General features: G+C 54.1%; 8 protein-coding genes. 3 read left to right on the top strand and 5 right to left on the bottom strand.

Features of this window, described 5'->3' with window-relative positions:
* Nucleotides 1-296 precede the first annotated feature (296 nt).
* Entirely contained in the window at nt 297-1,208 is a 912-nt protein-coding gene (locus tag G7W63_RS16405) for a beta-1,6-N-acetylglucosaminyltransferase (protein WP_166260738.1), read from the top strand.
* A gap of 66 nt (nt 1,209-1,274) precedes the next feature.
* Here G7W63_RS16405 and G7W63_RS16400 read toward each other — a convergent pair whose 3' ends face one another.
* Nucleotides 1,275-2,627, bottom strand: coding sequence for a glycosyltransferase (locus tag G7W63_RS16400; RefSeq protein WP_166260735.1), 1,353 nt, complete (start codon nt 2,625-2,627; stop codon nt 1,275-1,277).
* A 257-nt stretch (nt 2,628-2,884) separates the two neighbouring features.
* Between G7W63_RS16400 and G7W63_RS16395 the strand changes: the two genes are divergently transcribed.
* A complete protein-coding gene (locus tag G7W63_RS16395; protein ID WP_166260732.1) occupies nt 2,885-3,670 on the top strand; it encodes a glycosyltransferase family 25 protein in 786 nt (261 codons plus the stop codon).
* Nucleotides 3,671-3,727: 57 nt separating this feature from the next.
* Here G7W63_RS16395 and G7W63_RS16390 read toward each other — a convergent pair whose 3' ends face one another.
* From G7W63_RS16390 to G7W63_RS20045, 4 genes are all read right to left on the bottom strand, one after another.
* Entirely contained in the window at nt 3,728-5,596 is a 1,869-nt protein-coding gene (locus G7W63_RS16390) for an ABC transporter ATP-binding protein (RefSeq protein ID WP_242634459.1), read from the bottom strand.
* A gap of 166 nt (nt 5,597-5,762) precedes the next feature.
* Complete coding sequence (locus G7W63_RS16385; RefSeq protein WP_166260729.1) at nt 5,763-6,995, bottom strand: cytochrome-c peroxidase; 1,233 nt, start codon at nt 6,993-6,995, stop codon at nt 5,763-5,765.
* Nucleotides 6,995-7,441: a FixH family protein gene (locus G7W63_RS16380; RefSeq protein WP_166260726.1), complete on the bottom strand. Its 447-nt coding sequence runs from the start codon at nt 7,439-7,441 to the stop codon at nt 6,995-6,997. The genes G7W63_RS16385 and G7W63_RS16380 overlap by 1 nt, the downstream gene beginning before the upstream one ends.
* 66 nt (nt 7,442-7,507) lie before the next feature.
* Nucleotides 7,508-14,866 carry a malectin domain-containing carbohydrate-binding protein gene (locus tag G7W63_RS20045; protein ID WP_166260723.1) on the bottom strand — a complete coding sequence of 2,453 codons (7,359 nt, stop codon included), beginning with the start codon at nt 14,864-14,866 and terminating at the stop codon, nt 7,508-7,510.
* Between the two features lie 735 nt (nt 14,867-15,601).
* Here G7W63_RS20045 and G7W63_RS16370 point away from each other — a divergent pair.
* Nucleotides 15,602-16,453, top strand: coding sequence for a hypothetical protein (locus tag G7W63_RS16370; RefSeq protein ID WP_166260720.1), 852 nt, complete (start codon nt 15,602-15,604; stop codon nt 16,451-16,453).
* Nucleotides 16,454-16,880 lie beyond the last annotated feature (427 nt).

The following is a 16,880-nucleotide window of genomic DNA, read 5'->3' as shown; positions in this document are numbered from 1 at the left end:
ATTTCTTTTCTCTCCCACCAGCTCGATAACCAAACCACTTCAGAGGCAGCGTGCAGAAACAAACATAGGAGGCCAAAAACCCAACACTGGATTTCTTAGTGTGCTGGTCCCGGGAGATAAATCGCCCATCTATAAGCGGCTGAACATGAGAAGAAAGTGAGAGCTGGCTTTAATCTGACTACCCATCGCCTTGTGTGTCACAAATCACCTATTCGGCGCCTGGCTCATTCGGGCTATAGCTCGCGATTCAATCGGAAAATAAACTGCATCTGGTAATGCAAAAAGGGTTAGATCCCATGAAGCTTGCTTTTGCTATATGCGCACATAGGGAACCAGAATTATTAAATGCACTGATCAACCAGATACTGGAAAATGATAACTGCCGCATATTTATACATATAGACCAAAAGTCTTCCATCCCTGTTAATGGAATAACGAATGACCCCCGGGTGACGGTTATAAATGAACGGGTAGCGGTTGAATGGGGCGATTTTTCTCACGTAGAGTCTATAAACGCTTTACTTAGAGAAATTTTAGCAGACAGGCACAGTTATGATTATGTGACTTTGCTAAGTGGTCAGGATCTACTAATCAGACCTGTCGACCAGCTGACCACTTATCTGGCGAACAATGCCCAGACTGAAATTTATATGGACATATCACGGATGCCTTTTAAGGCATGGGGTAAAAGCGGAGGCTTCAATAGAATACTTTATAAATATCCAAAATTTTACAGAAGGAAATATAATAAAGACCATCCTATGAATACGATAAAAAGATTCTACAATAAAATCTTTGGGTTAAGACTCATGCCCACCCAAACTCTTCCTTCTGGCATTGAGTTCTGGGGAGGATCAGATTGGTTTACTATTAGCGGCAGGTTGTTGCAAAATTCGCTGAATTATATTGAAGAAAACCCTTGGTACGATCAATTTTTCAGCTATAGCCTAAATGCGGCTGAGGTTTACTACCCTACCCTCTACATGCATCTATCTGATAGAGAAAAAGCAATAACAGACAATAACCTAAAATATATCGATTGGTCCATTCCCGAAAGAGGTTCTCCAAAGACTTTTGACTTGAGTGATAAAACCAACCTGGAACGATCAGGCCAATTTTTTGCAAGAAAATTTAGCCATGAAAAAGACAGCGAGATAATCCACTATTTCGTGAATAAGTGCACTGCGCCAGAATTAGAGAAAGTATAGCGTGGTAACTATAAGCCACCCTACTCTAGTTTCTGATTGTTGCCGAGTTTACCTACCCGAACGCTTTTATAACGTCGGTTCAATTATTTTTTTAGCAGAGCCCCCGATTTCCCTGATCAGAGCCCTAATCCTTCCAGAGCCGTTCTGAGCTCGCACCTCAGCTGATAAATTGGTTACATTCTGCCTCAGTTCATCACTATAAATGACCTTTTGGAGAGCATAGACAAGCCGCTCTTTTGTGAAAGCGGTTTTATCTATGGTAACGCCAAAGCCAAGTTTTTCTGTAACCCAGCCATTATATGGCTGATCCCACATCTGAGGAACGCATATCAGGGGCTGTGCAAACCAGAGCGCCTCCTGTATCGAACTGCCGCCTGCATGACTAAGAAAACCCCTTACAGCCGGATGAGACAGGATGGCTGGCTGAGGCAACCAGGGCTCCCACCTGATGTCTGAACTCGACAGACGAACGTCCTGAAGGGGGTTGTTCTTGGATGCCCATAATAATCTGACGTCAAGCTCGGTAGCTGCCTCAACTATCGCGTCTATCGCTTTGCGGGAAAAGGATGCCAGTGTGCCAAAACAGACAAAAATGACGGGTCTTCCCCCTGCGAGCTCAAGCCAACTGTTCAACTCTGACGAAATTTCCGAGTCCGAGACTGGGGGTAGCGGACCCAAAAGTATCCTGTCCGGGGGTACCTCTATCAAATTGCCGAGGTATTTGGTTTCCAGAGCTGCCAACCCGGTTGTTATGTAAAGTAGCTTTGTACCGGGTCGAGATTCTTTTAATTGCGCAAATTGAGCCTTGTACCCCTCTACGATAAGGCTTCGCTCCTTTCTACGTTCCCATTCAGCTTTTGCGAACAGTCTGGTTGACCTGGACTCCACAGAGATCAGGATATTAGAGCAAAAATCATATACCAGTTTTCTAATGGAATACCGTTTGCCTGCCACGCGGATTCGGCGAGGCCTCTGGTTTGTGCCGGGAGCGTGATGAAGTACGACCGGAACTCCACAGTCTGCTGCAATTGTGTACATAGCCTCCTTGAATGAAAGGGTAGCATCTCCTATCACTAAATCCGGGCCAAAAAACTTTACCGCCGATCTGACTTCGTCTAGCCGGGAAAGCACATTTATTTTCAATGGGACAAGATAGTCATAGTCAAACAGATAGCGCAGGATTAGCCTGTTTGCGAGGGGGGGCGCGTCGAACAATCGCCTTAATGATTTTTGGCCGTGCTCTGGGGTCACGGAACCAAAGAAGTACGAACAAAACTCCTTTTTATTGATAATCGGTTCCGCCTCATCGGGGACAAAAAAACGTATCTCGTGGCCATCCTTAATGGCTTCTTTCGCAATCCGTATTAGAGGTATGAGGTGGCCAAAATCAGGTATGAGACACACTATTGCTAATTTCATACGCGCCTCTATATTTTCTCTATTTACCTACCTTATTACGAATCTACAATTATTATAGATGGCTCAATGGGGCTAGTTATTCAAAAACAGGAAACCGTTACCATATTCGAGCCTGGCCTTGCTGCGAGTACGACCTGATTTCGGCCAGACAAAAGCATTCAGTTGTCCTAATACACCCTCGGTCTTGCCTGTCATAAAGTTTTAACGGCCTGATGGCATCAGGCTCAATGTGCGGACACCCGTAAAAGGTCGAATTCATGAAAGCGTATTGCATCAATCTCGATAGCCGTCCCGATCGACTGGAATACGTCACCGATCTGTTCGGACGGCTTGGCATGGTTTTCGAGCGCATCTCAGCAGTCGATGGCAAGGACCCGGGTATTAGCGCCGCAGCACGAGCTCTGGCACCGATGTGGACTGGCTGCAGAATGAGTTCGGGTGCCTATGCGTGTCTTCAAAGCCACCGCAAGATTTGGCAGCGACTGCTCGATAGTGGCGATCACTATGCGATGATCTTCGAAGACGACATGTTTCTGGCGAACGGAATCGCCACTTACCTTCATGATGCCTGGATCCCGCAAGATGCCGACGTTGTAAAGCTCGAAACTTTCGGTACCCGTGCCCATCTCGACCGGACCACTATCAAGATCATAGGCGGGCGCAGCCTACGGCGGTTGCGCTCCAGGCATGTCGGCTCTGGCGCGTACGTGGTCTCCGCCGCAGCGGCTCGCCGGCTCTTGATTCAAACAGAGAGCGGTAGCACGCCAATTGACGAGGTGCTCTTCAATGATACTCTCTCAGTGTTTGCCGACCTGACCGTTTATCAGATGCTTCCGGCCCCGGCAATACAAGGCAAGCGGGTCGAAGGCAGTGTTGCATCCCCGGCCGCGGCGCTAAACTGGATCAAAGCCTCGATCGAGCCTGTCTCGAAAAACTCAGGGCCAAGGTCCGAAACTGTACTCCGGCGTCTGTGGCGGCGAACCTGCGCAGAAGCGCAGGCACGAACGAAGGGTACGATATATGTTGTGGTGCCCCACGGTTGACCCCGACCTTGCCTCTCGGGACAGACAGACGCCCAAGCAGGGTGTGCTGTCTTTGGTTCAGCTATGCTCAACCATTCGCTTGAAAATACTGCTTTGACAAACTAAAGCGTCGTAACGCCCCCGATCCACTATCTTCCCTTCAGACATCAGATAAATACAGTCACATTGCCTTACTGTCGCAAGACGATGAGCAATAATGATAATGGTCTTCCTTCCGGAAAAGTCGTGGATGGCATCCATAATCAGCTTTTCAGTGATCCCGTCCAGGGCACTAGTGGCCTCATCCAGAACCAGAACGTCGGCGTCATGATAAAGTGCACGAGCAATGCCGATACGTTGGCGCTGACCGCCGGAGAGCTTCACGCCGCGCTCGCCTACCCAGGTTTCCAGCCCGGCGGGCAATTCGTTTATCAACTCCTCTAAGTGGGCCAACCTGACAGCCCGCCTAACTTTTTCTTCATCAATAGCTGCCCGCGGCAAACCGAAGGCGATATTCTCGCGGATACTGCTGTCTGCCAGAAATATTGCTTGAGGGACGAAGCCTAAACTGTTCTGCCAGGCGCGGAGGTTGTCTGGCGTAAGTTTTCGACCGTCAATCAACAGTTGTCCGCTGTCGGGCTTGATCAACCCAAGTAATAAATCAATCGCCGTGGATTTTCCCGAGCCAGAGGATCCTACCAGTCCGATCACGCTATTCGCTGGAATTGTCAGGCTCAGGCCCTTGATTGCCGGCTCTTCTTTGCCGGGATAGGTAAATGTGACGTTTTCCAGCTGAATGGATTCAGAGAGTCTTAAATATACATCACGTACCGTACGCTCTTGCATGCGTAATTCGTGGGGGTTCTCGGCGCTGGAATAGAGATCGTCCCGCAACACCTCAAAGGCTGCTAAATTGCCTCGAATTACGGAAACGCTCTGATAAATTTGCTGAAAGGCCGGGAGCAGCTTGAATCCCGCCAACGCATATACTGAAAGTATAGGCAGGATGGTACCGACATTTCCGCGATGGGCGCTCAACAGATAAAGCACCAGGAAGATAATACTGCTGAATGCCACCAGCTCCATGGCATAGCGAGGCACCTGGCTCATGGCTTTGCTGGCACCTTGGGCGCGGGCGAACTTCAGGGTAACGGCATCAAAACGTTCTGTGAACAGCAATTGTCGGCCCAGCAGGATTGTATCTTTAATTCCGCCAAAGCCTTCGTGCATCAACTTGAATCGCATATATTGTGTTTGGCTTATTATCTTTCCATTAGCTCTTAGACGATTACGAACGGTACGATAGAGCCCGAAGTAAGCGCTGGAAAAGATGAGCAGCCCGGCGGTTGCTACAAGGGGATCATAGACAAATATTGTTACTGCCATGAACCCCGCCATTACTAGTTTGGCATTCATCAACATCAGTGGATTGACGATTCCCCCCGTCACCCGCGAGCACTCCACAGCAATCTGTTTCGTCAAATGGCTGCTGCTGCCACTGGCGTGGAACAACCAGGACTGACACATATAATAATGAAACAACCGATTACTAAGCTCTGCGCCCACCCGTTCGCCATACATGGATAATCGATAAATAGTGTACATGGACACTAGAGCTGCTGCGGTAAGTAGAGCCAGGACGCTAACGCCTAGCCAGAACAGAAACTGGTCCGGCGAGCCGACGCCGCTGGCGCGGTAGAGCTCGGCAAAGCGCCCTTCTCCCTGAAGCTGGCTCATATCCCCTACCAACGCCATGAATGGGCCGATTGAAACCACTCCAGCAATTTCGGCGAAAGCCATCAACACGACGAGCGCCTGCAGGCGAAGGAGTTTCTTACGCTGCTCGGCGGTGAGAAGGAAATAGATTTCTTTTAGGGTATGCAGCATAAGTCCTTTATTCTCAGAAAGACGCTCTCTGCCGTCCCTTGGCGCAAGTGTGATATCCACCTTAGGACCAGAGCGATACATATGCTATAGCCCGGTTGGGTCATGCAGAATTCGCCTCTACTCGTGCCTCCCCCGATGTCGCCAACAGACTGCCCATGCTACGGAAAGGTCTGATTTGTCCGTAACTCAGGTGATCAAATTGCCATTGTGTTCAGAGCCTCCTCTGCTAATTCAGCATTTTCAGAAAAGCAACCAATGCCACTATTTCTTCCGTGTTCAGGTCCATAGCCTGTAACTCGTGAATCCTGTTGCGCCCCTGATCAGGGGGGGTCTGATAGAAACGGATAACTTCTTCAAGGGAGGAAAATCGCCCATCATGGAAATAGGGTTTGGATTTCTCGAGATAGCGTAAGCTGGGCGTCTTGAAAGCGCCGTGTAGAGCCTGATGAGGATCTTGCGACACATGCCCGAGCGCTTCACATTGATCGGGTTCGGCATCGCTGTAGATGCCCAGGCAGTTGAATTCATCCATCAGCACCGCCTGGAGGCCAAACACACGGCCGAAGTCCATGCCCTCCCCCGAGAACTTGCCCGTACCGATATTGTGAAACCCGCCATTGCTGAACATGGGTCCGTTATGGCAACGGAGGCATTGAGTGCGTTGATCGTCCATATATAACTTCATGCCTCGCAACTCTTGGTCAGTCGCCAACACAGCAATCGGTGCCGTAGTCTCCGTGTTTAGGGCTGAGACAAACCGGTCGAACCGGGTCTCCGGCGGTGCAAGGGTGCGCTGGAACGCGTCCAGTGCCTTACCTATGTTGGCGAACACGGTATTGATGGCTCGCTGTTCCCCTCGCCGGAGGCGGTGCCAGGCATTCTGCATAACGGTGTCCCCGATGGGGGCCGCATGGTCGGGCAAACTCTCCCAGTCAAATTCAGGAGGCGTCCCGAAGAGTGAGCGGTAATTTTCTTGGTAATCAGGGTCGGACAAGACCCGACGCACTACCCCAACCCGGCTGGAGCCCATCTCGCTCGGCGCTTCGAACGGTATCAGAGCCTGGGACCATAGGGTGTCACGCCGGCCATCCCAGTACAGCCAGTCAAGATAGGCCGCACCATAAAGGGTGGGAGTATTGCGTCCCGTGCGGTCAATGCCTTCGGCCAGTGGTTTGCCGTCGGTGAAGGCTTTCTCTGGCTGATGACAGGTAGCGCAGGACAGCGATCCGTCAACACTAAGGTTCTTGTCGAAAAACAATGCCCGGCCCATGTTCACCGCCCGATCGTCATCGGCGACTCGATTGGAAGGGCTTGGGGGCACTGGGCCCAAGGCAGCTAGACTCAAAGACTTGAGAATGCGGTGCTCACGCTCGGTAAAATTTCCGGGTAACTCGGCATGGGCCACCGGAATGAAAAGAAGGACACCCAGGATCAGACATTGGGCTATGCGGGACACCATCAGTAATCCAGCGTAAGGGTCAGGTCAGCAACGTCCTGAATGTCCGGCGTCGCCAGGTGAAAACGCAGTGTCCACTCACCGTGCATGTTGAACAGGAACCCCGTGATGCGGTAGCGCCCCTCCCCCAGATATTCAGTAACCTTTGGCTGGCTGGGCAGCCCGTGTCCGTGTCCTTGCATGCCTCCGCTGACCGACAATCCATTGAGCTTTACCGGGTTCCCATCACCATCCTGAACTACCACGATCCAGTCATGGTGCCGTCGCAGTGGCAGGCGCTCCAGAGCTGGCCTTGCCGTCACCTGGAAGCCGCCATCACGGGACAGGACTTTGCAACCATTGCTGCATGCATCAGCCAGGCCCACCGTCGGGAAGACCAGCATCAAAGCAAGACCGAAACCTCTCAACGTTTGCGGCAGCTTCCCTGCAGTCGGAACAGAGCGCCGCACATGAGTTTCCTTTTTACTAAGGGGTCCCATCGGGTGTCGCCTGCCGCGCGCAACGGACTGCCACGTTCACGGCTTTCCTCCATCGATTTCAAGCAAGTAAAGCTCCAGTTCTACAGCTTCCTGCTCGCTGACAGTAAGGTTGTCATGGGCGAGAATAGCCTCGGCAATGCTGAGGCTCCCTCCGTGATGTAGGTAGGGCGCTGTTGCCCACAGCAAATCCAGGGTTGGTGTGTCGATGCCGTGGACAGTGCCGTAGTTATTAGACCCCGTCGCGCCGGTCATGGTGCCGATGTCATGTACCACGCCAGTACCGGAATCCGTCTGCTGTTCACCACTGTGGCAGCTTGCGCAGTTCTCGCGCTGGTAGATCGCCTCTCCTGCGCTGGCGGCCACTGACAAAGTGCCACCGTGTAATGGCGAAGCCGGATGGTTGTCCAGAGATGCCAGATAACTGGCAAGGGCATCCAGATCTGCACTGAGCCCGGCGCGAGTGCTGGCAAGGGGGTCGTCCCCCAGGTCGAACATGCTGTCGTCTATCAAGCCCGTACCGCCCGCCAGCAGACGGATCTGGCTTTCAAAGTCCTGAACCTCGTCAAGGTTGCCGGTCCAGTGCATGAAGCCATGGCCCGCGCCCTTGCCGATCAGACCGGCGGTATTACGCACGCCTTCACCCAAGCTGCTGAAATCCCATACCCGCCCGTCATGGCCACCGTCGTTGTGGCAAGATGCGCAACTCATGTAGTTATCCCGGGCCAGACGATCATCGGCGGCATCATAAAACAACTGCTTGCCCCGCAGCACGTTCGGCGCCAGGGTTTCGCTGGCCACCAGGCCCACCGTATGATGGATGATGGCCTCCGGGAGGTTTTCCAACAGTATCGGTGCCAGGTCGTAGCTCTGCAGGCTGCGGCCCATGAAGTTATGAATCAGCAGGCGCTCGCCGTCAGCGCTCAAGGCCAGCCCTTGCGGTGCCAGGCCTGTCGCCAGCCTGGTCAACTGGTAGCCCTGCTCCAGGTTGTATACCGAAACTTCGCGGCTTGTTTCCAGGGCCACAAACAGGTATCGGCCATCTGCGGTTACCACGGCACCGGTGGCCACACTGGCATTATCATGGTCGATCCGGGCACCGGGATTTTCGCTTCCGGTCACCAGATCAACACGGGAGGTGACCGCTCGAACAGTCTGGTCGAAGGTTATCCCCGGGCCGCCGCGGGCCGCGCCAGCAAGGATATTGTCCTGTTTGGACGGCACATAAGCCCAGTCTCCATGCGGCCCCAGCACTGGCGCGTTAAGATAATTGGGCATACCGGGTCCGGTACTTTCGGACACGCCGCGGTTACGGTATCCCAGGCTTATGGTCTCAAGTAGCGTCAAGGTCTGGGCGTCCATCACAAACAGCTCGGCGCTGCCCGCCAACACACCGGGCACAAGGCCATCCTCGCCCGGCAGAGGCGGCGTCACGAAGTTGGTAATATAGACAGTCTCGCCATTACTGCTGACCGCCAGATGCCGCGGACGCCCGAACAGGTCTCCACTGGCAACCACCTGCCCGGTGGCAGGTTCCAGCCGGACAACTTCCGCGCGGGCCTCCAGGATAACCAGCAGGTCACCACTGCCAGGCACCCGAACCAGTCCATGGGGCTGGCTGTTTGGCGGTAAACTGATCGTATCGACGACTGCCTGAATGGCGGTATCAATAACACTGACAGTGGCCTCTGCCTTGTTGGTCACCCAAGCCTGTGAACCGTCCGCACTCAATGTGATCGACGAGGGCTTTGCGCCGACCACAACCTCGGCAACGCGCTGATCATTCACCACTAGGGAGACACTGTTGTTATCAGGGTTCACTACCCACACCCGATCTTCTCCGGTCACGCTTTCGACCGCCAGAGTGGTGGAGTTGAGCACTGGCAAGGGTGCCTCGGCATACAACGCCGGATCGTAGGGGTAGAAGTCGGCGTTGTCGCCCACGCCATCGCCGTCGCTGTCCGCCCATTCCGTCGAATCATCGGGGAATACATCCTCCTCGTTCAAAACACCGTCACCGTCGCGATCCGGGTCGCTGTTGTCACCAATGCCATCGCCGTCGGTATCCTTCCACTCGGCGGGATCGAACGGGAACGCGTCTTCAGAGTCGACGACGCCGTCACCATCGGAATCCAGAACGTCGCCGTCACGTACCACTTGGATGGCGAAACCTTCTGATGGCACACCATTCCCATCTACTGCGAACAGCCAGTAGTAACCGGGAATCATGACGTTGGGATTAGGGTTAACCTCAACAGTGTACTCACCGTTAACGCCCTCAAACTCCAGCGGAACAAAGCGCTGATCGGTGTTAATGGAGTGAGTGGTCCCCTGCAGGCGGATCATGTTGAATGCCGAAACGCTGCCGCTGGCATTGATAGCCATCACCGTGCCCGCTTTTGCCTGTACAGGTGCTTGAAGGATTTGCGGTCGTCCAGCCGGGGTGCCATCACTATTGAACAGGTAGTCGGGTGAATAGAACTGCGCATCCTGATGGTTAGCGTCACAGGCGCCGCAAGCGCCGCCACCGCCGGTGAATACCCGGCCATCTTTCATCAGCAGGGCGGTGGAGTGGTAATTCCGGGGAACGGTCAGGCTGTTAACTGCGGTCCATTGTCCGGTTGCAGGGTCCCAGATTTCCGGCTGCAGTATGCTGCCCTCATCATTCCACAATTTGGCTGCCGTAGTGCCACCAATCACCATCACACGACCGTCCGGCAACACCACGGAATCCTGGAAGGTCCGTTTGTGCCTCATCGGTGTGGTTTCCTGGATGACTGGCGCGGCTCCGTTCAGGTCCACGAGGATGGCCTTGTTGGAAGCCGGCTCCTGTTCAGAGGCATCGTTACCACCGGTGATCAGGATCTTGCCAACATCGTACATGACCGCCGACCCGAACATCCGGGCCTGATCGCCGCCAAGGCGGGCACCGACCTGCTCCACAGCGCCTTCGCCCGCCGTATCAAACCAGTGCATGGTCTGCATGGGGCCGGACTGGAAGACACGGCCATTGGGCGCGACGTGCATGAAGGCATACCACTGCATATCGACACTGCCATTGCCGGATTGCGAGCTGTTTATCAGGTTCTGCTCGTCCACCAGGCTCTGCATGGTCGCGCCCGGGGTATTCAGCCATTGCTGCTGAACATTGGAATAGATTTCCGAGGTATTGCCGGCGCCATCCGCGAATGCTGTAAAGATCCGGTTGTCGGGCATGGTAATGGTGGTGGGGTACCAACGGGGGTAGCTCATATCGTCCAGCGTTACCCACGACATGGTTTCGATATCGAATCGGCTGGTTTTTTTGGTAGCCGGATTGCCGCCGGAGTTGAAGATGGAACCATCTTCCATTTGAGCGATACCAGAACAGAACTGGTTATGGGTGGCATGATCCTTCGCCAGGAAAGTGCCAGTCTCCGGGTCATATATACTGGCAGTGGACTTTTTACCCGTATCGGTAATTTCGGTGCCGCCGACCCAGGTCAGCAGTTTGCCATCTGGCAACTGCGCGGCTGACACCGGAATCTCGGCCCATTGCACCACCTCGCTCCATTCGCCGCCAACGTGGCTGGCATACTCAGTCGGTGGCGTAAGAACAGCGTTCACCCGATCAGTGATCGCTGCCATGTCTGCGATGCCCGAGAAGTAAAAATCATTCTCCGTTCCCCGGGCACCGGCCAGTTCCACGACAGCACCGCCGGCAGCCTCGTAGTAGAGGATTTCCACTTGCCTCATACCCGCCAACAGGTAGACCGTTGTGTTGGTTTCATTAACGGCATGGGGCTCGCCATCGTCGATGACGACCTGGCCATCGACGGTCAATTGAACGCCGTCATCGCTGCGAGTCAGGAATGTGTAGTAACCGTCCTCCGGGATCAGTACCGAGCGTGTCGCATACATGGCAAAGTGATCGTCAAAAGGAAAAGCTTCAGAATCAGCGAAGATACCGGTATTGCCCGCGCTGCCGTCGCTGAAGCTTATGGTGTTCGAGCTCAGGGTAACGCTCTGGTACTGATCGGCGTTGGTGATCAGCGCTTGCGCCTTGGCCAGGGTATCGACCACTTCGATGCCCTTGACGAACAGCACCTCAAAGTATTCGCTCCATAACCACTTTGTTGGGTCGAGCGGGTGGGCATCGGTGTTGTCACCATAGCCATCGCCGTCGGAATCCACCCACTCGGTCGGGTCGTGAGGGAAGGCGTCATCAGCGTTGCTGTAGCCGTCTCCATCAAAATCCAGTGCGGGATCCCGGTTGTCACCGATACCGTTGTTATTAACATCCTCCCATTCGGTCGGGTCGTCCGGAAAAAGGTCTATGTGATTGTCGTAACCATCACCGTCCCGGTCTGTGTCGGTATTGTCACCAACGCCATCACTGTCCAGATCGGACCACTCGGCGGCATCCAGCGGAAAGGCATCGTCTTCGTTCAGGTAACCATCACCGTCAATATCGGCATCGGAATTGTCACCAACGCCGTCATTATCCAGATCGGACGACTCGGCCGCATCGAAAGGAAAGGCGTCTCCGTTATCCCCCACGCCGTCACCGTCGGAATCCAGCCATTCCGAGGCATCATTCGGGAAGGCATCGTCTTTGTCGGCAATTCCATCACCATCAAAGTCGCCGTTGCTGTCATGGACGCACACGGCCGACAGCTTGGGCGCATCCACAACCTGGCCAAGGCTGATCTCGACGCTACCATCGTCCACTTCGACCAGATAACGCTGGTTAATCGCCGCTTGACTACCCGCCTCGGCAATCATGTCAAAGTCTGAGCGAACCTGGTTTCCATCCACGGATATGTCGAACACACGTGACCCCACACCACCGGACGAAACGGCGGCCTGGTAATAGATCTCGGCGAACATCAGCAGCACGACGTAAGGGCCGTTGGCCGGGACCGGAATGCTGTAACTGAAGTCGCCCCAGCGCTCACTCTGATAAAGAGTGTCATCCTCGGTATTGGCAATACCGATGTCATAGCTCGAGGCACGGCCTCCTGAATACTGCTCATCCGACAGGAAACTCACTCCATCAAAAGTGGTGTAGGCCGGGCCTCCCGAGTTAATACACATCTCAAAGGTTGGTGTCGGGTCCGAATTGTCACCGATGCCGTCGCCGTCAGTGTCCAGCCACTCATTGGGGTCGTCAGGAAAGGCGTCGTTCTCGTTGAGGTAGCCATCGCCATCCCGATCCGTGTCGATGTTGTCGCCGACGCCATCACTGTCCAGGTCGGACCATTCTGTCGCATCGTTGGGGAAAGCATCCCTATTGTCACCGACACCGTCTCCGTCACTGTCCTGCCATTCAGTGGGATCTAGTGGGAAGGGGTCGCTGGCATCAGCTACGCCATCACCGTCAGCGTCGCCGTAGGTCTGGTGAAGGCAAATTGCAGAAAGTTTGGGCTGATCAGCAATGGCTGCGAAACTTACCTCAAGGGAGCCGTCGCTCACCGACAGCAAGTAGTCCAGAGACAGCGCCGTCTTGCTGGGTACCCGGGCGAGAATGTCGAAGCCTTGCTCAACCAGAGAGTTCTCCAGATAGATATCGAACACGCGAGTGCCAGGGCCTCCGGTATCGGTGGAGGCCTGGTACCATATTTCAGCGAAATGCAGGGTCGCGATATAGTCGCTTGCTTGCGGCACGGGAATCTCATAGACAAAGCTGCCCCAACGCTCGGTTTGGTAGAGGCGATCATCAACGGTTCCGGCAATATCGTGGGTCAATGTGCTGGCGTTACCGCCAGAGTAATGCTGATCTGCCTGGTAAAGCAGGCCGCCGGCGGATGTAAAGTCCTCACCACCGACATTGACACAATAGCCCCAGTCCGAGCCGGGCTGAGGCGGCTCAGTTTCCCAGCGCGTCGGGTCCTCAGGATAGGCATCCTCTTCATTGGCAACGCCGTCGCCATCACGATCTGGATCGCTATTATCCCCTGCACCGTCGCCGTCCAGGTCTGACCATTCTGCCGGGTCATTGGGAAAGGCATCGGCGTTGTCGCCCACGCCATCGCCATCGCTATCCATCCACTCCTGGGCATCAAAGGGGAAGGCATCCTCATTATCGGACACACCATCACCGTCGGTGTCGCCAATACTCTCACGCACACACAAGGCGGAGAGTTTGGGCCAGTCCTTCACAACCTCGAACGTAATGTTTACCGAGCCGTCTTCTACCATCGCCATGTGATTCAATGTCAGGGCTGACTTGCTGGGCACCTGTGCCAGAATGTCAAAATTGTCGGCAATCAGCTGGTTCTCTACTAAGACATCGAACACCCGGGTGCCCGGGCCTCCACTGGTCGAGGTGGCCTGGTAATAGATTTCGGCAAATTCAAGCTCAACGGTGTAGGCGCCGTTCGCAGGTACCGGAACGGCATAACTGAACGACCGCCAGCGCTCTGACTGGTAGATCAGGTCGTCGTCGGTATCTGCGATATCGTGAGCATGAGTACTGGTCCGGCCACTGGAGTAATAGCCATCGGCCTGGTATTCAGTACCATCGACCGCGGTATAGGCAGGCCCGCCGGCATTGATGCACATTTCATAGGCTGAGACTTCCGGCAGTGGGGTCGGGTCCGCGTTATCGCCGATACCGTCGCCGTCACTGTCCAGCCACTCATTGGGGTCATCGGGGAAGGCATCGTCTTCGTTAAGGTGGCCATCGCCGTCCCGGTCCGGGTCACTGTTGTCCCCTATGCCGTCGCCGTCAAGGTCTGACCATTCGGCAGCGTCATTAGGGAAGGCGTCACCGTTGTCACCGACGCCGTCCCCATCGGAGTCCAGCCATTCGCTCGGATCCAGAGGAAAGACATCGATGCTATCTTCATAGCCGTCTCCGTCCGAATCCCCGGTACTCAGGTGAACGCAAACGCCGGATAGTTTGGGGTATTCGACTTCTTGGCCAAAACTGATCGTCAGATCGTCGTCTTCAAGCGTAGCAAGATAGGTCCGGGACAAAGCCGTCTTGCCGGGTACCCTTGCAAGGATGTCAAAATTGTCCTCGACCAGTTGATCTTCCAAGGTTATGTCGAAAACGCGGCTTCCCGGGCCTCCTTTTGAGGTACTCGCCTGATAGTAGATTTCCGCAAAATGCAATGTAACCAGGTAATTATCAGGAGGCAGTGGGATCGAATAATTAAAGAGGCCCCATCGCTCACTCTGAAAAAGAATGTCGTCGCTCGTCCCGTCAATTTCATGGGCGAAGGAACCGGTGTTCCCTCCGGAATAGAGAACGTCCGCTTCAAACGTTGTGCCCTGGGAATCTACAAACCCATTCCCACCAGCGTTAATACAAATCAGTGCGTTTTCACTAAAAAGCGGTGCCGAGGCGGCCCCGGGGACACTCAGAAGGGACAATAACCCGAGGATCAAAGACCATAACCATCCCTGTTTCATGTTAATACCCTCTGAGCTGTCGAGCTTCTAGAAAGAAACGACGATCAAGCGGGCACCGAACGTATTGCTTCGGCCACAAACCGTTGCATCACTTTCAGGCTTAGTTTTCACAATCACGGCGCACCGGACTTCATATTTTTTAGGTCATTCCGGAACTATCCTTCGGAGACAGCAACTTCATAAGGGGGCTAACTCTTCTGAGCCTTGCACTGGTCCTCAATTAAGGACGTCTGGCACGCGGGCACACTGACAAAAGCCAGTAAGCCACTTCCTCATGCTGAGACTCCGCTTGGGAAGACGCTGTGTGGACCATTAAAGTTGGCGAACCCTATAGGGTTTGCGAAGAAATTGACCCTCTAAATTGCGCACTAAACTTTGTTAGCTTTGTTAAAACGCTATCTATTAAGGTATTCCTGTTCATTCTTCTGACACATAGCCCAAAGGGACTACTGGGAAGGGTCTAGCCTCGCGGTAACCGATTATCGGTCGGTCCCATGGTCAAGCTTTACGCCCAGATCGGGTTAGTTACGGCGGCACGCCCTTCCGGTCGAGCATGACGCATGTACCCCACTATGATTGGCACACAAAAGCCCACCAGCTGATCCGCGATAGCTCCTTAGAGCTAATAGGAGACCATTGAATTGATGCTAATCTTTTAGATATCCAAAATTGCCCAGAAACTGAACACATCGAAACAATAAAATTACCCCCGTTCCGTTAGGTCATGAGGTGGAAATGAACATTACACGCGGGTGGAAGCTTGTGCGGGGCGGGGAGCTGTATTACGTCCTCGGCCGATTCCAGCTCGTACGAAGTATCTATAGCCGGCTTCGAGCATTTCACCAGAGCCGAAGGAGAACGCCATCAGACCTAACGGAAGAGGCGACCCTTTTTGTTGGGCTTGACATCGACGCCGCTGTCCAGGCTATCCGCAGCGAGGCGGTGTTCATCGGGGCCAATCTGCCCAATAGCGTTGTGGATGAGATTGTAAGATTCTGTAAAGAGGAGGCCCTGTTCGCCCGACACGAACCAGAAGGTGGCACCTTTCGTGCCCGAGAAGTTGTCGGCGGCTTCAGGCCGGATGGACGCCCAGCACCCATAGGCGCCATCAAGGACCCTCTCAGCTGCCCTGCCGTCAGGTCGGTTACCGAGGACCCCGGGTTGCGCAGCATCGCCCGAAAATACCTTGGCTACGAACCTACCAAGATCATGACTCTGCTTTACTGGAGCTTTGCGTCCAGCTTTACAGATGAAGAAAGACGCCGGATGCTGCAACACGTGATTGACTATCACTACGATGTCGGTGGCTACAATTTCGTCTATGCCAGTTTTTACCTGCTCGATACGGTCCGCAGCTCAGGCGCTCATATCATGGTCAGGGGATCCCATAAAGAAAAGCCTCTGAGGATGCTCTGGGGTTCCGCCGTAGCCTCGGAGGATCAGGTCTACCTCCAGTTCGGCAAGGAGAACGAGCTGGTTATCGAGGGCCCAGCTGGCACTGGGTTCGTAGAAGATACCTCCTGCTATCACCGGGCATCCCCACCGACCAGTGGTGATCGGCTTTTGCTACAGATCCGGTTCAGTTGAGCATCGGTCCAAATGCTGGACCTGCACGCCCTACCACCCTATCCCACGCCTTTCCGATCAGCGCAATGTCTCCCAGGTCGCTGGGTCAGGTAAACAGCAACATCTGACGCCGACATCTCCCCTAGCTGCCTGTTGGTGACTGCCAACGCCCCACCTTGAAACACCGCAAGAATGTGGTAAAGGACGGCGTAAGCGCGACTTGGGCTGGCAGGTGGACCCATAGGAAACCCGCTGATAAGGGTTGTCTGAGACCGGATGCTAAGCTAGTGTCATATCAAATGCGTGTTCTTGGCGACCACCCAAAGCACGCCCCCTTCAATAAGGCCGTTAAGGGACTGAACGCGCGCTACAGGGGTGCATCATGGAAGACAGACAGCACCTACCGGTGCCTCGGCCGGCTCTCCAGGCCAAGACTGCCAACTGCCTA

It is taken from the genome of Marinobacter salicampi, from assembly GCF_011074795.1.
Classification (GTDB): domain Bacteria; phylum Pseudomonadota; class Gammaproteobacteria; order Pseudomonadales; family Oleiphilaceae; genus Marinobacter; species Marinobacter salicampi.
The sequence above is the reverse complement of the archived record's forward strand: the minus strand, read 5'-3'. Positions and strand labels throughout refer to the sequence as shown.

Coding starts and splice junctions, on each gene's coding strand:
- G7W63_RS16395 (WP_166260732.1), top strand. CDS start 2,885: ATGAAAGCGTATTGCATCAATCTCGATAGCCGTCCCGATCGACTGGAA.
- G7W63_RS16385 (WP_166260729.1), bottom strand. CDS start 6,995: ATGGTGTCCCGCATAGCCCAATGTCTGATCCTGGGTGTCCTTCTTTTC.
- G7W63_RS16370 (WP_166260720.1), top strand. CDS start 15,602: ATGAACATTACACGCGGGTGGAAGCTTGTGCGGGGCGGGGAGCTGTAT.
- G7W63_RS16400 (WP_166260735.1), bottom strand. CDS start 2,627: ATGAAATTAGCAATAGTGTGTCTCATACCTGATTTTGGCCACCTCATA.
- G7W63_RS16405 (WP_166260738.1), top strand. CDS start 297: ATGAAGCTTGCTTTTGCTATATGCGCACATAGGGAACCAGAATTATTA.
- G7W63_RS20045 (WP_166260723.1), bottom strand. CDS start 14,866: ATGAAACAGGGATGGTTATGGTCTTTGATCCTCGGGTTATTGTCCCTT.